General features: G+C 45.1%; 19 protein-coding genes. 10 read left to right on the top strand and 9 right to left on the bottom strand.

The genetic code is table 11. The features are described 5' to 3' along the window. The first annotated feature begins 66 nt into the window (after positions 1–66). From AC4MRV_RS06615 to AC4MRV_RS06605, 3 genes are read left to right on the top strand one after another with little or no spacing between them, the layout of a single operon-like run. The gene (locus AC4MRV_RS06615) at positions 67–441 is read left to right on the top strand and encodes a nuclear transport factor 2 family protein (RefSeq protein ID WP_491186638.1); all 375 of its coding nucleotides are present in this window, start codon (positions 67–69) and stop codon (positions 439–441) included. 20 nt (positions 442–461) lie between these two features. Next, the gene (locus tag AC4MRV_RS06610) at positions 462–962 is read left to right on the top strand and encodes a flavodoxin family protein (RefSeq protein WP_491186637.1); all 501 of its coding nucleotides are present in this window, start codon (positions 462–464) and stop codon (positions 960–962) included. Positions 963–980: 18 nt separating this feature from the next. Next, positions 981–1,718 carry an SDR family NAD(P)-dependent oxidoreductase gene (locus AC4MRV_RS06605; RefSeq protein ID WP_491186636.1) on the top strand — a complete coding sequence of 246 codons (738 nt, stop codon included), beginning with the start codon at positions 981–983 and terminating at the stop codon, positions 1,716–1,718. Between the two features lie 61 nt (positions 1,719–1,779). Here the strand turns inward: AC4MRV_RS06605 and AC4MRV_RS06600 are convergent, their stop codons facing one another. The 3 genes from AC4MRV_RS06600 to AC4MRV_RS06590 form a co-directional block, all read right to left on the bottom strand. After that, positions 1,780–3,165 carry a TRAP transporter large permease gene (locus AC4MRV_RS06600; protein WP_491186635.1) on the bottom strand — a complete coding sequence of 462 codons (1,386 nt, stop codon included), beginning with the start codon at positions 3,163–3,165 and terminating at the stop codon, positions 1,780–1,782. Then, positions 3,152–3,709: a TRAP transporter small permease subunit gene (locus tag AC4MRV_RS06595; RefSeq protein ID WP_491186634.1), complete on the bottom strand. Its 558-nt coding sequence runs from the start codon at positions 3,707–3,709 to the stop codon at positions 3,152–3,154. The genes AC4MRV_RS06600 and AC4MRV_RS06595 overlap by 14 nt, the downstream gene beginning before the upstream one ends. Positions 3,710–3,771: 62 nt before the next feature. Continuing rightward, entirely contained in the window at positions 3,772–4,845 is a 1,074-nt protein-coding gene (locus AC4MRV_RS06590; protein ID WP_491186633.1) for a TRAP transporter substrate-binding protein, read from the bottom strand. Positions 4,846–5,057: 212 nt separating this feature from the next. Between AC4MRV_RS06590 and AC4MRV_RS06585 the strand changes: the two genes are divergently transcribed. The 6 genes from AC4MRV_RS06585 (at position 5,058) to AC4MRV_RS06560 (ending at position 11,763) form a co-directional block, all read left to right on the top strand. After that, a complete protein-coding gene (locus AC4MRV_RS06585) occupies positions 5,058–6,443 on the top strand; it encodes a cache domain-containing protein (RefSeq protein WP_491186632.1) in 1,386 nt (461 codons plus the stop codon). Continuing rightward, on the top strand, positions 6,440–7,069 hold the full coding sequence (locus tag AC4MRV_RS06580) for a response regulator (protein ID WP_491186631.1): 630 nt from the start codon (positions 6,440–6,442) through the stop codon (positions 7,067–7,069). Before AC4MRV_RS06585 ends, AC4MRV_RS06580 begins: the two co-directional genes overlap by 4 nt. Continuing rightward, a complete protein-coding gene (locus AC4MRV_RS06575; RefSeq protein WP_491186630.1) occupies positions 7,069–8,004 on the top strand; it encodes a LysR family transcriptional regulator in 936 nt (311 codons plus the stop codon). The genes AC4MRV_RS06580 and AC4MRV_RS06575 overlap by 1 nt, the downstream gene beginning before the upstream one ends. A gap of 170 nt (positions 8,005–8,174) precedes the next feature. Then, on the top strand, positions 8,175–9,761 hold the full coding sequence (locus AC4MRV_RS06570) for an acyl CoA:acetate/3-ketoacid CoA transferase (RefSeq protein ID WP_491186736.1): 1,587 nt from the start codon (positions 8,175–8,177) through the stop codon (positions 9,759–9,761). Positions 9,762–9,818: 57 nt separating this feature from the next. After that, a complete protein-coding gene (locus AC4MRV_RS06565; RefSeq protein WP_491186629.1) occupies positions 9,819–10,553 on the top strand; it encodes a beta-ketoacyl-ACP reductase in 735 nt (244 codons plus the stop codon). Position 10,554: 1 nt separating this feature from the next. Further along, positions 10,555–11,763, top strand: a complete 1,209-nt coding sequence (locus AC4MRV_RS06560) for an acetyl-CoA C-acetyltransferase (protein WP_491186628.1) — start codon at positions 10,555–10,557, stop codon at positions 11,761–11,763. Between the two features lie 55 nt (positions 11,764–11,818). On the opposite strand, the gene AC4MRV_RS06555 is transcribed toward AC4MRV_RS06560, so the two are convergent. Further along, positions 11,819–13,201, bottom strand: a complete 1,383-nt coding sequence (locus AC4MRV_RS06555) for an aminotransferase-like domain-containing protein (protein ID WP_491186735.1) — start codon at positions 13,199–13,201, stop codon at positions 11,819–11,821. Positions 13,202–13,297: 96 nt separating this feature from the next. Here AC4MRV_RS06555 and AC4MRV_RS06550 point away from each other — a divergent pair, with 96 nt between their 5' ends. Continuing rightward, positions 13,298–14,188 (top strand): EamA family transporter, encoded by an 891-nt coding sequence (locus AC4MRV_RS06550; protein WP_491186627.1) that lies wholly within the window; start codon positions 13,298–13,300, stop codon positions 14,186–14,188. Positions 14,189–14,234: 46 nt separating this feature from the next. On the opposite strand, the gene AC4MRV_RS06545 is transcribed toward AC4MRV_RS06550, so the two are convergent. The 5 genes from AC4MRV_RS06545 to AC4MRV_RS06525 form a co-directional block, all read right to left on the bottom strand. Further along, positions 14,235–15,200, bottom strand: a complete 966-nt coding sequence (locus tag AC4MRV_RS06545) for a sensor domain-containing diguanylate cyclase (RefSeq protein ID WP_491186626.1) — start codon at positions 15,198–15,200, stop codon at positions 14,235–14,237. Beyond that, positions 15,197–16,168, bottom strand: a complete 972-nt coding sequence (locus AC4MRV_RS06540; RefSeq protein WP_491186625.1) for a response regulator — start codon at positions 16,166–16,168, stop codon at positions 15,197–15,199. The genes AC4MRV_RS06545 and AC4MRV_RS06540 overlap by 4 nt, the downstream gene beginning before the upstream one ends. A 170-nt stretch (positions 16,169–16,338) precedes the next feature. After that, positions 16,339–17,253 carry a hydroxymethylglutaryl-CoA lyase gene (locus AC4MRV_RS06535; RefSeq protein ID WP_491186624.1) on the bottom strand — a complete coding sequence of 305 codons (915 nt, stop codon included), beginning with the start codon at positions 17,251–17,253 and terminating at the stop codon, positions 16,339–16,341. 4 nt (positions 17,254–17,257) lie between these two features. Continuing rightward, complete coding sequence (locus tag AC4MRV_RS06530) at positions 17,258–18,061, bottom strand: enoyl-CoA hydratase-related protein (protein ID WP_491186623.1); 804 nt, start codon at positions 18,059–18,061, stop codon at positions 17,258–17,260. Between the two features lie 17 nt (positions 18,062–18,078). Continuing rightward, a complete protein-coding gene (locus AC4MRV_RS06525; RefSeq protein ID WP_491186622.1) occupies positions 18,079–19,683 on the bottom strand; it encodes a carboxyl transferase domain-containing protein in 1,605 nt (534 codons plus the stop codon). Positions 19,684–19,688 lie beyond the last annotated feature (5 nt).

Here is a 19,688-nt window from a genome sequence, read left to right as displayed (position 1 = left end):
CAATTTGCATGCACTTAATAAACAAGGCATTATTTCCATATTGGCTAAACCGAAATGGGGTTAATTATGGATATTTTGATCGAGCAAGAAGTCGCCTTACATAAGTACGAAGTACGTCAAAATAAACAAGAGGTTACTCGGCTAGTTCACCCCTCATTTCGCGAAGTGGGAAAGTCTGGAACGAGCTTTGATTTCGCCGCTATCATGCAAATGATGAATGAAGAGAAGCCTAATTCCGGTTACATCCACTCACAAGATTTCGAGACCATCCAACTCGAACCTTCAATTCAACTGCTTCTCTACAAAACAGCTTGGGTAGACAGGTTGGGGGCGAAGGCTCATTTCGCCAAGCGCTCTTCTATCTGGGTGTTTACTGGGGAAAGCTGGCAACTGAAATACCATCAAGGTACACCATGTGAAGAGTTTGAGTTCGTCACTTAACTGATTTGTAAGGAGGCGATATGAAAATTGCGGTTGTACTCGGAACATCTAAGTCAGATGGTAACACCAGAAAGTTAGTCAATGAGTTTGTTCGTTGCTCCGCGGCGACGCTGTTTGATTTGTCAGATAGAGATATTTCTTACTACGATTATGAACACCACAATCGATTTGACGATTTTCTTCCATTAATTGTGGAGCTCAGTGAGTTCGACCATATCGTGTTTGCCTCGCCCGTGTATTGGTATTCGATGTCAGCCCAATTGAAGGTTTTCTTTGACCGACTTTCTGACTTACTAACAATAGAAAAAGACCTTGGCAGAGAGCTAAGGGGCAAGTCAATCTCTGTGTTGGCGACAGGGTACAATATAGAGTTGCCAGATTGTTTTATCGAACCTTTCGTTTTAACGGCCAAATACATGCAGTTGGACTTTAAAGGTTGGACTTACGCAGCGATTCAAAAAGAAACCGACTTAGTATCGCTAGCTGCGGTTGCAGAAATGGCATCGCACAAGATTCACTAAATAATTCAAGGAATGGATATGAAAACGGCATTGGTGACCGGAGGATCAAAAGGAATTGGTTTAGAAGTGGTAATGCGATTGCAAGAACAAGGCTATCACGTCATTACTTGCTCAAGAGATAAAGCGCATTGGCTAGAAAACTGTCAAGCGCATCCACATCTCGACAAGGTTGATTACCTCGCTTTAGATATTGCAGAAGAATCCCAGCTTAAAGATTTCTTTGATTATATTGAGAAGCAATATGGCCAATTAGATGTTGCCGTAAATAATGCGTCTCCAGCGATTGCCTCACTTGGCGAGTTTCATAGTGTGTCATTAGAAGATATGAAAAGCACGTTGGATGTCGATTTCTGGTCGCAAGCCTATTGTTTAAAGCGAGAGCTCAAACTGATGGTTCAAGGTGGCGCGATTGTGAATGTCAGCTCTGTGAATGGTCTACGACCAACGCCTAATGCGGCGATGTACAGTGCAGCCAAACATGCATTAGAAGGACTCACTCGGTCTGTTGCTCTTGAAAGTATCAGTAAAGGGATACGTATCAACGCTGTTGCACCTGGAGTGACATGGACTCCTCGCTGGCAAGAGCGAGAGCAAAGTGAGCCGGGGATTCGTGAGAAAGTGAATGAAGCTGTGCCTTTAAAACGTTTTGCAGAAACGTCAGAGATTGCTGACGCAATTGATTTTCTGCTTTCACCTAAGTCTCGTTATGTGGTTGGCCACACACTCGTCGTTGATGGTGGGTTATCTCTTGCCTAGACGAAAAAAGCCAGCGTTAGGCTGGCTTTTGTTTTGATGCGGTGTCTTGTATTAGATTTTGTTATCCATAGGCGACGCTCGGGAACCAAAGAACCAGTTGTGGCCAGATCACAAGACAAATTAACGCAGCCAACTGAATCAAGATAAATGGGATCACGCCTCGGTAAATGTCTTTAAGCGCCACTCCATCAGGGCACACGCCTTTCAAATAGAACAGTGCGAAACCAACAGGAGGGGTTAAAAAGCTCGTTTGTAGTGCCATAGCAACTAGCATGACAAACCAGACAAGGCTTGGGTTATCCACCACGCCATGACCATCCAGTTCGATGCCTAAACTTGCGATTACCGGTGCCAATAAAGGCAATGCAATCAAGGTGATTTCAATCCAGTCTAGGAAGAAACCCAATAAGAACACGATAAGCAAGATAAATGCGATGATACCGTAAGGGCCGAATGGCAAGCTAGTTAGGAATGACTCGATCAGCTCGTCACCACCTAGCTCACGCAAAACCAAAGCAAAGCAAGATGCGCCAAGGAAAATCATAAAGATGTACGCAGTGGTTCCGTATGACGCCAACAGCACTTCTTTTAGCACTTTAAAATTGAGTTTTCTATTGTAGGCGGCTAGCAACGTGGCTCCCATAGCGCCAATACCGGAAGCTTCTGTTGGCGTTGCGACACCCGCAAAAATAGAGCCTAGTACACAAAAGATCAAGATAACGGTAGGCGTAATATCTTTGAACACTTGCAGTATAAGGCCCCATTCAACGGGTTGTACGTCTTCAGGCACAGGTGCTTTGCTAGGATTCAATTTGCCGACAATCAATATGTAGAGAATATAGAGACTGCCTAGTAGTAACCCTGGCATAATCGCACCCATGAACAGGTCTCCGACGGATAAGCCAAGCTGATCAGCCATGATCACCAACATGATAGAAGGGGGGAGCAATATTCCAAGAGTCCCGGCTGAAGCAACCGTGCCAAGAGCAAGTGGTAAGTGATAGCCTTGACGCATCATACTTGGCAAAGACATGACCGTAAGCAAAACGACTGATGCTCCAATAATGCCGGTGGAAGCGGCGAGAATAATGCCAATAGCCATAACAGTGATTGCTAACCCCCCATGCACTTTACCAAACAACGCTTGCATCGAAGACATGAGTTTTTCAGCGATACCAGATTTGTCCAACATGTTACCCATAAAGATAAACATTGGCAGCGCGACCAAAATCCAGTTATCCATGATTTTGTAAATGCGGTTTACCACCAGCCCTAAACTGGTGTAATCCAAGCCAGTAAAAGTATCTAGGTAGATATCGGCATAGTAGCCCACCGCGGCAAATACGACGCCAATTCCCCCGAGTACATAGGCAACTGGAATACCAGTAAACAGCAAAAGGATAAACGAGCCAAACATGGCAATGACGATCCACTCATTCGCTTCCATCGTGCGCTCCTTGTGATGTTTCACCTTTAAACAAGGTCTCTAAATTGCGTAGAATTCTTGCTAGCATCGAAAGCAGTAGTAAGCAGAAACTCAATGGAATAACACTTTTGATTAACCAGCGATAGGGCAAGCCTGAAGGTGAGGCAGAGCTTTCATTTACTCGCCACGATTCGTAAGCAAAATCGTAGGAGTGGAAAATAACCACGACGACGAAAGGGATCGCGAGTAACGATAATCCAAATAAGTCGACGAGGGCTTTTTTACGTTCAGAAAACGTGTGATAGAAGAGATCAACTCTTACATGCAAGTTACTAATTTGCGCATAAGCCGTACCAAACATCACAGCCGTCGCATAAAGGTGCCATTGCAGCTCTTCTAAAGCGATTTGCCCATTAGAGAATATTTTGCGTAGCACAACTTGCGTGATGATGACGAGAACGAGTGCGAGATTGGTCCATGCGAGGATTTTACTCACGCTGGTTATGGCTCGTTCAATGTGAAAGTAAAGCGGGAAAGTGGGGGTAGAATACAGTACCTTGCTCATTGGCAACTCCTTACAACCAATGGCCGACGTGATGTCGGCCAACAGGTCCAATTCACACAGGGTTATTGGCTTTGGGTTTCGCGAGGTAAGAAACCATTCGCTGACCAGAGCGCATAACCTTTACGGAACTGGCTTAGATCATCCCAAACTTTGTTGAAGAACGGATCTTCTGTTTTCTTCTCTTCAACCACTTCAAGCCAGGTGGTCTCAAATAAGTTCAACATTTCGTCGTTCCAGTAGCGGATTTCCACTCCATTTTCTTTGGCTTTTTCCATAGCGGAGTATTGAAGCGCTTCGCCTTCAGCAATCGAATAAGTCATCGTTGCCATGCACGTGGTTTCAACAGCAGCTTGCTGGGCGTCGCTCATCTTGCCCCAAGTATCTTTGTTGATGAGTAGTTCAAATACCGTTGATTGCTGGTGCCAACCAGGGAAATAGTTGTATTTCGCTACTTTGTGGAAGCCTAAGCGCTGGTCGATAGCTGGTTGAGAGAACTCAGAGGCATCAATCGCGCCTTTCTCTAGTGCGCCAAAGATTTCGCCGCCAGGCAATTGAACTGTACCTACACCCAGTTTTTCCATAACGGATGCACCTAAGCCGAAGAAGCGCATGTTAAGACCTTTGAGATCTTCTGGCTTCTCGATTGGTTTGCGGAACCAGCCTGAGGTTTCAGGGGAAATAATCGCACAAGGGACAACTTTTACGTTATAGCCACCATCGTCATACATTTGCTGGTAAAGCTTAAGGCCGTTGCCAAAGAATAACCATGCCATGTATTCACCCGCTTCAGGCCCAAATGGTACAGCGGAAAAAAGTGCTGAAGCAGGTAACTTACCTTGCCAGTAGCCCGCGGTTGAGTAACCAGAGTTCACCTTACCAGTCGATACCGCATCAAGAATTTCTGCAGGGCTAACGAGCTTGCCCGGCTCATAGATCTTCATTTTTATCGTGCCACCGGACGTTTTGGTGATGTGGTCCGCATACCATTGAATTGGAGTGCCAAGTGCAGGCAGATGGCTACCAAACGCAATGGGTGTTTTCAGTAGAATCTTTTTATCAGCGGCGTGAGCCGTTACAGACATACCCGTTGCAGCAAGTGCGAGCGTCGTAGCAATGGCAGCTTTCTTCAGGTTCATGGTGTTCTCCTTGAATGACTATGTTCCATGTCGATATTGGTAAATGTGAACGCCGTGTAGTTATTTGTGTTAATGCGATGTTACATTTGAGGCTAAGTGTAGAGAGGAGATTTATTGCTCTCTATTGGCAAAATTGCGCAAATTTTGTCCGTAGAAATGGCAGTTTTCCGAAGGATCTTTCAGTAAAACTACGTACATGCATGGATGAGAATATGGGATTTATTAGCAACCGGAGACTAACGATAAACATCATTTTGTTATCGATCGTACCGTTGATTATCGTTGTTGCTATCGTTGCGAGCATCCTATTTAGCCAGGCAAAACAACTAGTTGAAGATCAAGTCTCGTTGACCAGAAGCAACGTACTGGCGGTGAAAAAGCAAGAATTGAAACAGTACGTAGAAATGGCAGTCAAAAGTATCGAGCCTTACTACTTAGATGAGGCTCTTACCCCCGAATTAGCTAAGCAAATAGTTATCGAAAAATTGAGCCAGCTCACGTATGGCAGTGATGGGTACTTCTTCGCATATACGTGGGAAGGTGATGCGCTCGTGTTGCCTTATCAAAAAGAGCGTATTGGCAAAAATTGGTGGCATGTTGAAGATGTACAAGGCAAAAAACTTCTCCAAGAGTTGATTCAAGCGGGTCGTAAAGGTGGTGGCTTTGTTGATTACTTATGGCACAAGCCTTCAAAAAAAGAGCCACTGCCTAAGCTAAGTTATGCGGTTTCATTAGATAGATGGCAATGGATGGTGGGAACGGGGGTTTATCTGGATGACATTGACCGCCAAGTCGCCCATATGGAAAACGGATTTGACCAAAATATAGGAAAAACCAGTACCGCACTGTTTGGCGTTATGTTTATTGCAGTTACCGTAATCGCGGCACTTGGAGCGTCTCTTAACCTCAATGTAAGGCGTTTAGCCAATCAGCAGTTGAGCGTATTGAATCAGCAAATTATCGATTCGCAGGAAAATGAACGGCGTCGTGTGTCGAGAGAGTTGCATGATGGCGTAAACCAACTTTTAGTGGCGGCTAAATATCGCTTAGAGAATGTGACCAAAGAGGCGAATGAGCAGACCAAGCTATTGGAATTAGACGCCAGCAAAAACGCAATGGATCATGCCATTGTTGAACTTCGACGAATATCTAGAGATTTACGTCCGCCGCAACTTGACGACTTAGGTTTGATTGCGGGTATTGAAGCGTATATCAATGAACTAAGGGAACGTACTCAATTAGAGTTGGTTTTTGAGCATGATTTGGATGGAGCAGAGTTCCTGCCCCAAGTGGAGACGACATTATATCGAGTGGTTCAGGAATCGCTGCACAACGTTGAAAAACACGCGAATGCGCAAGGTGTAGACGTGATTATGCAGCGTGAAGGGCAAATGCTCATCCTTACCATCAGTGATGATGGTGTCGGCATACCAGCGAAACAGTTGAAATCGAGTAAAAAGAAAAAGGCACAGTTCGATCATATGGGGTTACAAAACATGAAAGAACGCATTCAAGCAATTGGCGGTTCATTCTATGTAACTAGTGAACAGGGAGAAGGAACGGAAGTGCGAGTGAGCTTAAACATGGAGTTTGTATGATTAAATTAGTGCTAGCGGATGACCATCGATTGATGCAAGACGGCCTTAAGTCGCGGCTAGAACGAGAAGAAAACTTAGAGATAATCGCCTGTGTTGGTACAGGGAAAGAGGCGCTCAAAGCAACATTGAATCACAAGCCTGACGTTCTTTTATTAGATATTAATATGCCGCAGCTCAATGGTATTGAAGTTCTGCACGAGCTGGCAAAATCTGACTCGACGACTGCGGTTATAATGCTGTCGATGCATGATAGTCGAGACTATGTTGTTCGTTCGGTTAAAGCCGGAGCGAAAGGGTATGTACTAAAAGATGTTGGTTCGGAAGAACTCGTTATGGCAATCAATCAGGTTGCTAAAGGTCGTTCTTACTTATGCCCGCAAGCCTCCGACCGATTATTAGAACAAATCAACGATGAGCCACAAGAGAAAGATGACACGCTGTCAAAACGTGAATCGGATGTCCTTAAGGCGATCGCCAATGGTGCATGTAATAAAGAGATTGCTGATTCACTGCATATCAGCGTTCGTACCGTTGAAACCCACCGTTTACGTATCAAGAAGAAGCTCGGAGCCACTTCTACAGCGGCGCTGGTTAAGTTGGCGTTACAGAAAGGACTAGTTACTTAATGTCGAATAACTTACTCTCTAGTCGTCAGCCTATATTAGATAAAATCGTATTCTTTTGTGCGGTGGTTCGTACAGGGTCATTTCGCGAAGCATCTGCTCAGCAAGGCATTTCTCCCGCAGCAGGAAGCCGTTGGGTTAAAGAGTTAGAGGAAGCGTTATCAGTAGAATTAATTAAGCGCAGCACTCGTCAGTTGGTCGCCACTCAAGCGGGCCAGCTTTTGTACGAACGTTTTTCGCCCTTAATGCCAGATATCAACAGTCTATGTGAAGAGGTTCAAAACCTTGCTGAAGAGCAACAGGGAGAAATTCGAATCTCATCGACCCCACTGTTTGCTCGGCAGTATTTAACTAAGATTGTAGCGGAATACATTGAAAAACATCCTCAGATCAACTTTCGAATCTTTATTGAAGCGGGGGAGTTCGATCCATTAACTATAGATTTTGCTTTCCGAGCAAGTGCCAGTTATGAGGGAGAAAGAGAAGTAGACTCTTTGCTGGTACGAAAGCGAATGCTACGTGAAACCCTCTATTTATGTGCCTCTCCGACCTATATTGAGCAACACGGTGAACCAGAAACGCCAGAGCAGCTTCAACAGCATCGATGCCTTTACGCAAGAACGCTCCTTAGTGGCAACCGTTGGTGTTTTGAAAAGGGTGGTGAGCCAGAAATAGTGACCATCCAAGACACTTTGGAGTGTGACAACAGTGAAATGTTGCTTGATCTTGCTCTTGAGCATGCTGGAGTCGCGTATTTACCTCATTCACTTGTGTTCCAGGAACTTGCTTCGGGCGAGTTACGCCAAATCATGCCCAACTATCAATGTGCAAGCTTCGACGTTGATATGTTTTACCGACCAAGGTCACCCATGCCAGAGCGTTGTGTTGGATTTAAGCAGTATTTGGTTGAAAGGGTTGATCAGTTGAAAAGCAGCTAACGGTTAATGTAAGCCGTTGAACTATTGTAGTTGTAATGACAATTCCTCATCTGTAACAAGATTATTTCAAATCTGAAATTGATAATCTCTGTTTGTGAAATTAACAATTTTCCCAACAGCGACTAAGCTGCATTAAGGATTAACAAACGAGCAATCAAGGAATGAGTGCAGTGGTAAAGCAGTTAACACCGCAAGAAGCGGCTGAATGGATAGAAGATGGTGACGGTGTATTGCTTGGCGGCTTTATTGGCAGTGTGGTGCCGGAAGCGATAGAGAGAGCCATTGGGCAAAGGTTTGAAAGTACTCAGAGCCCCCGTGACCTGACGTTAATTTTTGCTGCTGGGCAAGGTGATGGCAAAGGGCGAGCCATTAATCATCTCGCTCACCAAGGATTGGTGAAATCGGCCATTGGTGGGCATTGGGGTTTAGTGCCTAAGCTGCAGCAGCTTGCCAACGACAATCTCATCCAAGGTTATAACTTACCCCAAGGGATCATTTCTCATTTACTTCGAGATACCGCAGCAGGCAAGTTGGGCACAATCAGCAAAGTAGGACTAGGAACTTTTGTTGACCCCCGAATTGAAGGTGGAAAAATTAATTCGGCTACCACTGAACAGTGGGTAGAAGTGGTAAACCTACTGGGTGAAGAGTATCTATTGTACCGAAAGCTGCCAATTACCGTCGCGATTTTACGGGGTACGACCGCAGATGAGGACGGCAATATCACCATGGAAGATGAGTGCTTAATCGTAGAGAGCTTAGCGGCTGCGCAGGCAGCAAAAAATAGTGGCGGTAAGGTAATTGTCCAAGTTAAACGAGTGGTTGAGCGAGGTCAGCTTGACCCTCATGCAGTCAAAATTCCCGGTATCTTTGTTGATGCGGTCGTTGAATGCCTAGACATCAATGAACATATGCAAACCTTCGCCACCGTCATGGAACCCGAGTTTGTTGGTATATCCTGTGGTGACAGTGTCACTGATTTTGGCGGAGAACAAGCCTCTAATATAACGACAAAACTCGATGCTAAAACGATCATCGCCCGTCGAGCAGCATTGGAGTTAAAAGCGGGTGCGATACTAAATTTAGGGATCGGTGCCCCGGAGTATATCGCTCAGGTCGCACGTGATGCCGGAGTGCTTGATGAATTCACTCTAACGGTAGAGCCTGGGGCGATCGGTGGTGCGCCGCAGAGTGGACTTGATTTTGGCGCTTCGCGTCTGCCACAGGCAATTATTGGCCAAGATCAGATGTTCGACTTCTATGATGGAGGCGGGGTTGATCAAGCCTTTCTAGGTTTGGCTCAATGCGACAGAAAGGGCGATATTAACGTTTCACGCTTTGGCAGCAAAATTGCGGGTTGTGGAGGGTTTATTAATATTACTCAGAACGCGAAACATGTGGTGTTTTGCGGAACGTTTACCGCGCAAGGTTTAAAAATAAAAGTCGATTCAGGCCAACTTTCGATTCTTCAGGAGGGTAAGCAGCAGAAGTTCATCAACCAAGTTGAGCAAATAACGTTTTGTGCCTGGTTATCTATCCAAAAGGCCACTCCTGTACTCTATGTTACAGAGCGCGCCGTGTTTCGCTTGACGCAAAATGGTCTTGAGCTCATCGAGATTGCTCCTGGTGTAGATTTAGAAAGGGATGTACTTGCTCAAATGTCTTTTGAGCCTGTCATCAGCCCGTCATTAAAGGTTATGGATAACGCCATATTCCAAGCCGAATTTCAACTTACTATTAATAGAGATACACATTAAGTGTCCAGTTAAACGTAGTCAGTTCCGTGAAGCAGTCGTCCACAAAAGGATAAGGAAATGTTTGAAAACAAAATCTGCCTGGTAACAGGCGCAGCCCAAGGTATTGGTAAAGCTATCGTCGAGAGATTCGCGAGTCATAACGCTGAAATGGTGTATGCAATAGACATGAACGAACAAGCACTTGTCTCTGCATTTGAAGGAGTAGAAAACGTTAAGCCGGTCGTTCTGAATATCTGCGATCGACAAGCGGTGTCTCTATTAGTCGAGAAGATCCAGTCAGAATGTAGCCGCGTAGATGTCTTGGTTAATAATGCAGGCATTACACGTGACGCACTAATCGAAAAAATGACGGAAGACGAATGGGATGCAGTAATCAATGTCAACTTGAAAGGGGTGTTCAATCTCACTCAAGCCGTTGCGCCAATTATGATGGAGAACAATTCAGGCTCGATAGTGACTATGTCATCCGTGGTGGGAACAGACGGTAACATTGGGCAAAGTAACTATGCCGCAACAAAGGGCGGTGTGATTGCAATGACCAAAGGTTGGGCAAAAGAGTTTGCTAGAAAAGGCGCTCAAGTGAGAGCGAACTGTGTGGCTCCTGGTTTTGTTGCAACACCAATGACTGAGAACTTACCAGAAAAAGTACTTGAGCTAATGAAAGCCAAAACGCCACTAGGTCGAATGGGTACACCTGAGGACATTACTAACGGTGTGGAATTTCTTGCCAGTGACAAGTCGAGCTTCATTACAGGACAGGTTCTTAAGATTGATGGTGGGTTGGTGCTATAACATGAGTCAGAAGGTGTATATTGTCGCGGCAAAACGTACCGCGATAGGGTCGTTTCTTGGTAGCTTAAGCTCGATGTCAGCGGTTGAGTTGGGTTCAATCGCGATCAAAGCAGCGTTGAATCAAGCGCAAGTAAAACCTGAGTTAGTTGATGAAGTTATTGTTGGCAATGTGCTTGGTGCAGGTCTTGGACAAGGTGTAGGAAGGCAGGCTTCCATCCATTCTGGAATCCCCAACTCTGTGCCAGCTTACACCTTGAACATGATCTGTGGCAGCGGTATGAAAGTCCTCTTGAATGGTGTGAATGCAATCAAATCGGGAGATAGCGATGTAGTGGTCGCCGCTGGGACTGAGAGCATGAGCAATGCTCCGTTTGTGATGAGTGGCCAAGCGCGCAACGGCAAAAAAATGGGTGATATAACGTTAGTGGACTGCTTGCTGAAAGATGGATTGACCGATGCGTTTGGTGATTACCACATGGGCGTTACGGCAGAAAACATCGCTAAACAATATGGCATTAGCAGAGAGGAGCAAGATCAATTTGCTTTGATGAGTCAGCAGCGCGCCCAAGCTGGAATTGAGGCGAATCGCTTTGATGACGAAGTTGTATCAGTGAGCGTAAAAAGTCGTAAAGGTGTCAGAGACGTTCGCGTTGACGAGCACCCAAGGTTTGATGCGACGATAGACGCACTGGCTAGTCTAAAGCCGGCATTTGATAAGCAAGGCAGTGTAACAGCAGGCAATGCCTCGGGCATCAATGATGGAGCAGTAGCACTAATACTCGCAAGCGAAAAAGCGGTTGAACAATATGAGCTAAAACCAATTGCAGAAGTTGTTGCAGTGGGGCAAGGTGGTGTCGACCCAAATGTGATGGGACTTGGCCCAGTTCCTGCGGTAAGACAGGCGCTACAGCGTTCAGGTATTTCGCTTTCCGATATTGACCGTTTAGAGCTAAACGAAGCATTTGCAGCTCAGGCAATTGGCGTAATGAAAGGTCTGGCTGAAGAACATAACCTTCCTTTCCAATGGTTTAGTGAACGAACAAATGTCAATGGTGGTGCTATTGCTCTTGGTCATCCAATTGGTGCATCTGGCGGCCGGATCGTGACTAGCTTGATATACGAAATGATCCGTTCTCAAAGTCGTTTAGGGCTCGCTTCGCTCTGTATTGGCGGCGGCATGGGGACCGCCGTGATTTTGCAAAGTGTGTAAACAAACCGCTATCTGATTTCTTTCAAGCTAGTAAAGGCCGTAATTATGGCGTTTACTAGCTTGATTGTTGAATGGCATCAATTAAGTGAGTCAGCTCTTCTTTGACGCTATCGCTAAGTTCAAAGCCAATATTTATCCTAACGCAGTCGTTATAGAGTGAAAGCGTACTGAAGAGTTGCCCTAATCGAATATCGATGTTGCTTCCGTCAAGGAATTCATTGAACTTATGGGTGTTCAAGTTAGGAACTTGCAACCAAAGCACCATACCGCCTTGCGGATCACTAATATTGACTTGCTCAGGTAAATGATCCGATAAATAGCGAAGATAATCATGCTTAAGTTTCAGTAATTTATTTCGACGGCGTTTCACCTGTTTGGCGTAGTGTCCCGATTCTATAAAGTCCGCTATAGCGAGCTGAATAGGCAGTGACACGCCAAAGCATGAAGCCGTATGGTGTTGCCGATAGCTGTCTATGTATCGACCCGGTAGACACCAGCCAAGACGGTAACTAGGTGATAAGCTTTTTGACACCGAACCGCACCACAGGATGTAGCCACCGTGGTCGTAAGACTTAGCGGGAAGTGGAGTGTGATCTGAATAGGATAGCTCGAGATAAACGTCATCCTCAATGATAGGTATTTGGTAGCGATTCGCGAGATGAGCCAATGTTTGCTTCTGTTGAGCGGACATGGTGATACCCTGCGGGTTCATATGTGAGGTGCAGAATATACCCGCTTGAACCACTCCTTCACGCAAATGCTCTTCTAGCTGAGTGAGATCTATTCCATCATCTAGGGACGGAATTTCGACTATTTTGCGTCCCATTTGGCCTAGCAAATCCAAAATCCCGCTAAAACAAGGGGAGCTAATTGCAATAGCGTCGCCAACTTTTGTACAGGCTTCTAATGATGCTTTTATTGCGGGCATGCAGCCGGAGGTAATAACCAGTTCTTCCGGGGTAGTGTGTAGCCCCAGCTTTGAAAAGTGGACACATAACGCGTTGAGCAGTGAAGGGTCACCTTGGGTGCTCGGATATTGATTTAGCCGGTTACCCAACCGCTTGCTTGCTCGACGAAAGCTGCGTTCAAGCTCGTTCAGTGCGGTTGCATCTAGGTCAGTACTCGACACCCCAAGAGGTCCATTATGGGGAGAGTGAATTGAGAAACTCTGATTGACGGTTGTAACTTGACTAACAAAGCGTGCCCACTTTGGCGTATTGTGTTTGCTGGGCCTCGGTGACACGAAATAGCCTGCCTGTGGGCGAGCGTGAATCCAGCCTTGGGATTCTAGTTCCTGATAGCAGCTGACGGCAGTCGACATGCTAACCGATTGTTGCTTCGATAGTTGGCGCAGAGAAGGCATCCGATTCCCTTCGATAAGCTTACCGGACTCGATATCATGGATAAATTGACCAGCTAAGGTTTTGTACATACTCATAGCGATAAACTGTACTTGTCTTTTATTCAAAAATTGTATCTGTACCGATAACTGTACCCGAGTAATACTATTTTTCAACAGAGAGGGAGGACAGTTATGACACGAAACGATTTATTGTTGGCCATTTTCGTTATGGCTATTTGGGGCTTCAATTTTTCCATGATTAAAATGGGAATAACGGACGTTCATCCATTGTTGGCGACAGCTGCTCGGTTTACTTTGGCTGTATTGCCTGCAATATTCTTTATTCGCAGACCATCAGTAGAGTGGCGTTACTTGCTCAGTTACGGCCTTGTATTTGGTGTTGGTATTTGGGGGATGGCGTCTTGGTCGATCAGTGCGGGGTTGTCATCAGGTATGTCATCAGTGCTGTTATCTTGTAACGCATTGATTAGCATGGCCGTTGGCGTGTTCGTTCACAAAGAGGCAGCTTCGAAGCGTAAATTCTTTGGTGCGGCGACGGCACTGGTTGCATTGTTAGTACTAGTATCAGCAACCAATGGCAACATAACTGCTCAAGGTTTGATGTTTATAATGATTGCGGCCACAAGTTGGACTGTGATGGGAATGATCGTCAAGGCATCGAAAACAACTCAAGCTTTCGCCTTTAATGTGTGGGGTATGTTGTTTTCGCCTATTCCATTAGTGTTGTTTGCTGTTAGCCTTTACGGAACTGAGATTGTCACTGAAGCGTTTAAACTCTGGGATACGAACACCACTATTGCAGTTGTATTTCAGGCTTACCCAACCACGCTATTTGGTTATTGGGTATGGAATAGGTTATTGATTCGTTATCCGTTGAGTACGACAGCACCGCTCACGTTATTAGTGCCCGTTTTCGCTCTCATCTCCGGTTACTTCATGTATGGAGAAGTGCTGAGCGTTGCACAAGTGGTTGCGTGTGGACTGTTCTTAGTTGGAATTGGATTGATCGTTAAGCCAGCAAGGGTGAAGAATATAATAACTTCAAAACCAGCAACCAGTTAAGGTGAACGAAAAGGGGCTAACTGATAGCCCCTTTATTTGAAATTGACTATTTAATAAAAGCGAGATCAAATACGGTAGAACGGTTACGACCGCTTTCTTTTGAGAAATAGAGTGCTTTATCTGCGTGTTCTAACCAGTGTAAATGATTGTTTTGATAGTGGGATATTTCGCAAATTCCCAAGCTAATGGTGTATTTCACATTATACCCTTCACATTCAACAATCGAGTTTTCGATTTTCTTGCGTAGTCGCTCCGTGAAGTACAGCGCTTGGTTCGCACATGTTCCGGGCAGCAAAACTGTAAACTCTTCTCCGCCGTAGCGCCCACAAACATCTGATGTTCGAGAGGCTTTGCGCAGTTCATTTGCCGTATGACGAATGACATGATCGCCAACCGTATGCCCATAGGTATCGTTTACCCTTTTAAAATGGTCGATATCAAAAATGACCAATGAGGAAACAGAGCCGGACACTTTACAACTTTCAAACTCTTTTAGTAGGCAACTTTCCCAATAGCGACGATTGAAAAGTTGAGTTAAACCATCGGTTCTACTTAGGTCAGATAGCTTCTGATTTGAGTCCATCAAATGAATTTTATTTTTAGCAATGTCAGTTACGTCGTTGATAATTAAGCTGACATGTGAGACTTCGCCGTTTACTGAGGTAAGTGGTGAGAAGGTGATGTTTTGTCGCATCTCCCTTAAGCCATTCGATATTGGGCTAAAGTTCTTGAATTTGAACAAATAAGGGCGGTCTTCCCAACATGAAAAGCCACGACTGTTGAGTTTGAATGATGCGTCTACTTTTTTGCGCAGCCATTCCTCTGGAAGGTCTTTGATTACATCAAATAGAACTTTACCTACGATTTGTTCTGCGCTGATACCACTATACGATTGCATAAAAGAGTTCCAAGCGTAAACCTTGTACTCTTTATCTACCACGATAAGGCCTGCATCGAGATCTCCGATGATCTGCATTGTCCAATGGAAGTCGCTGATTTCGGATGGTTTCATAATACGCTCTTTAAAATCTGTTCGATTGCGTCAATAGAGTTGTTGTCCATAAGGAAAATTACGTCGCATGCAATATCTAGATTTTCTGCTTTATAGACGAACTCAATGGTAAAGATATCTTCTTCATATCCCGCTAAAAACTGGCTGCAATTAAGTGACACTTGCAGTGGTTCTTTTTCCAAAACGATAGGTTGGCGCAATGAAATCGAGATGTCGAGTTGCTTACTAAATGATACTAAAAAGGAAGATACCAATAGGTTAGAAATGTCGAGGATGACCTCGTTAGTACCGTTGCTCTCTTCATCACTTAACCTCTCCAGGCCACTTCCGTGTAAGCAGACCAAAGCTTCGCCGTATATACCGTTACCCACAAAGCGCTGAGAGACGGCGCGGTATTCGGAATTATTGACTATGTCTTGCACCGTCATCTTGAGTTCGGATTGATGAAGTGATGCGACATTTGGTAGCGGCATTTCGATGAAATGTCCCACTTGTTCTGCAATAAGCGATGCACTCGTGCCAAGCGCGATATTACTCATTTCGCGAATGCTCCCCATTAAGTCGAGAGAGCTTGCGGCGCACTCGGGGGTAAACATGTTAAAGGCTTTCAGCGGAATCTGGTACTTCGCAAATAACTGAGTGAGATCTGAAGTGTTGAATGGTTTCTCAATAAAGTCCAATGCTCCTAATGCGCGACAGCGTTGTTTAGCCGCACTTTGGATATCACCAGAAACAATAATTACTTTGGTCGGATAATTGCTAACCGGAAGAGATGCTAACACCTCGAAACCATCCATCACCGGCATGGTTAGATCAAGGAATAGGATATCGACATTGGTGTTAACTAACTGTTCCAATGCTTCTTTGCCATTCTCCGCTTGCAGAATATGAGTGGTCGCGGACTGACCAATTTTCCCAATAATAGCTTTGCGCGCGATTTTAGAGTCATCGCAAACCAGTATATTCATGAAATGTATTTTTAAGCCTAAAACGAAGATGATTTTTATAGTTGTATAAGCAAGAAGCAATGATAATGTGATATTCATGCCAAATACAAAGACATAGTTAACACTTTTGATGTGGTTATTTCACGGTTTTTCTAAACGTTAGGGGTGATTTTTAGAGGGTCGACACAGAATTATAGTTTTAGGTCGTTCTGTAGTGCTAATGCAACATTCGATGTGGGGCAGCGGTTTAGGCAACGTGTTACGTTCCAGCCACTTATTGCGACTTTCCGTAAATCTATACCTGTTTGAATTCCTAATCCTTCACACAAGTAGACAACATCTTCTGTCGCGACGTTACCTGACGCCCCCGGTGCATAGGGGCACCCTCCTAAACCTGCCACACTTGAATCGATAACACTCACGCCCATTTGTAGTGACTGATAAATGTTTGCTAGCGCTTGACCCCAAGTATTGTGAAAATGAACGGCAAGCTGAGATGTACGCACATGGTTAGTTACTTCTTCAATCATACGCGCAACGCGTATCGGCGTACCGGTACCAATCGTGTCACCAAGTGAGACTTCGTAACAGCCCATGTCGATGAGTTGGCGGGAGATTGCCGAAACTTGATTCGGGCTGGTTTTACCTTCATAAGGGCAGTCAATAACGCACGAAAGGTAACCTCTGACAGGGATTTGATGTTGACGAGCAAGGTCAATGACGGGCATGAATCGGCTTATACTTTTATCGATGGAACAATTGATATTGTGTTGCGAAAACGACTCGGAGCATGATGTAAAAATGGCGATATGATCCGCATTTGCGCTGATGGCAGATTCCAAACCTTTTAAGTTAGGGGTGAGTGCCGAGTATATGATGTCAGGACTTCGATTAATTTGCTCAAATACCTGATAAGAGTCAGCCATTTGTGGCACCCATTTAGGTGAGACAAACGCACCAGCTTCTATATGCTTGATGCCTGTTTTGGATAGTTGATTGATAAGCTCCACTTTGACTTGTGTGGAAAGCAAATTTTCGTTCTGAAGCCCATCTCTCGGTCCGACTTCAACGATTCTCACTTCAGAAGGTAGTGCATTGGTTTCCAAAGCATCACTCCTCTTCAGGCCAGACAGGGTGGCGTTTTTCTATGAATGCCGCGAGTCCTTCTTGGCCGTGTCTAGAAACTCTTACATTAGCTATCATATCGCTGGTATAGCGGATCAACTGACGATCAATGATCTTATTGTCACAGTGCTCAATAAGCTCTTTGGCATGACGTATCGCAGAGGAACTATTTCGTAGAATTTGTTCTACGAAGCGTGACAGACATGCCTCTGCTTCTTCTTCTTTTGTAAGGTGATGGATGATATGAAGCTCAAGGGCTTTATTCGCATCAATTGGCTCTGCGGTAAGCATATAGCGACGGGCCTGTCGGACACCGATACTACGAATGACGTATGGAGCGATAGTAGCAGGGACTAAGCCCAACTTAACTTCGCTTAGGCAAAAGCGAGCGTGTTGGTCTGCGATGGCAATGTCACTGCAGCAAATTAAACCAAGCGCCCCGCCAAATGCCCAACCATGGATATAGGTAATGGTTGGGTGGGGGAATTGATCAAGTATCGACATCAGTTTTGCAAGCACTTGGGCATCTTCGACATTGGCGTCATGATTTTGCTCTGCCATCTCTTTCATCCAATTTAAATCTGCACCAGCGGAAAAGTGCTTGCCGTTACTCCGTAAAATCAAACAACGGACTTGAGGGTGGTTAGCGAGGTAGTCTAAGGCGATAATCAGTTCTTGGATTAGGTGGCTACCAAACGCGTTGTATTTATCTGTTCGATTTAAGGTTAGGGTAGCGACACCACGTGAATCAATGTCATAAAGTAGATCGTTACTTAAGGTGACTTCCATGTTTCTAATCCTTTGCGTTACATCCTAAAAATACCAAATTCACTCTCTTGAATCGGTGCGTTGAGAGCCGCCCTCAGTGCTTGGGCGAGAACTTGACGGCTATCCTTGGGATCTATAATGCCATCGTCCCAAAGTCTAGCACTTGCATAGTAGGGGGAGCCTTCAGCCTCATATTGATCGATAATGGTTCGTTTGAAATCAGTTTCGTCTTGTTCGGACCACTCCGCACCTTGTCGCTTTATGGCTTCTCGTTTCACTTGTGTGAGCACTCCTGCCGCTTGCTCTCCACCCATAACTGAAATACGTGCATTGGGCCACATCCACATCATGGTTGGATCATAAGCCCTACCGCACATACCATAGTTACCGGCTCCATATGAACCTCCGACAATGATAGTAAACTTAGGGACATTGGCGCAGGCGACCGCCATAACTAATTTAGCCCCATGTTTTGCGATTCCACCTTCTTCGAACTTTTTCCCCACCATAAAGCCAGTAACATTTTGCAGAAACAAAATAGGAATTTTTCTTTTAGCGCATAGTTCAATAAAGTGTGCGCCTTTTTGCGCTGATTCAGAAAACAAGATGCCATTGTTAGCGACGATACCGATTAACTGACCTTCAATTCGGGCAAATCCACATACTAAGGTTGCGCCAAATAAGGCTTTAAATTCGTCGAATTCAGAGTCATCGACAATTCGTGCGATGACTTCTCGAATGTCGAAGGAAAGGCGCAAGTCAGCGTTCACAATTCCGTAAAGTTCATCGCTAGAATAACGTGGTCCGGGGTGCTGGGATGGAGAAAGTGAGTTAGCGTCCAAATTACAATTGCTGATTGCTTGTCGAGCTAAGCCTAATGCGTGTTCTTCGCTTTCGGCATAATAGTCAGCGACACCAGACTTGCGGCAGTGAACATCGGCACCACCTAGCTCCTCATCGGTAACGACTTCACCGGTAGCGGCTTTGACCAATGGGGGGCCTGCGAGAAAGATTGTTCCTTGCTGTTTTACTATGATTGATACATCCGCCATTGCAGGAATATAAGCGCCTCCTGCCGTACAAAGACCGAGTACGACTGAAATCTGAGGGATGCCCTGAGATGACATGCGCGCTTGGTTAAAGAAGATACGGCCAAAATGTTCTTTGTCAGGAAATACTTCTGCTTGATGAGGGAGGTTAGCTCCACCGGAATCGACTAGGTAGATACATGGTAGCTGGCATCTTTGTGCAATTTCTTGCGCGCGTAAGTGTTTTTTGACGGTTAAAGGATAGTAAGTTCCCCCTTTAACTGAAGGATCATTCGCGATGATCATGCAATCAACGCCATTCACTTTCCCTATACCAGTTACCGCACCAGCGCAGGGAATGGGATCATCATAGACTTGCCACGCCGCGAATAGTCCAACTTCAAGAAAGTCGCTGTTTTTGTCGAGCAGCATTTCGATACGCTCTCGTACTGGATGTTTGCCTTTTGCTTTTTGTCTTTCAATCGCTTTACTTCCACCACCTTGCTTAACAAGCGTAGCGTTATGATTTAAAGCTTCCACAAGCTCAGACATCGCTTGATGGTTTTTGAGATAGAGAGCTGAGTCCGGCTTAATTTTACTTTTTATGATAGTCATTTGAG

The organism is Vibrio sp. (assembly GCF_984391705.1).
Note: the sequence above shows the minus strand (reverse complement) of the source record. Positions and strands in the feature narration are given on the sequence as shown.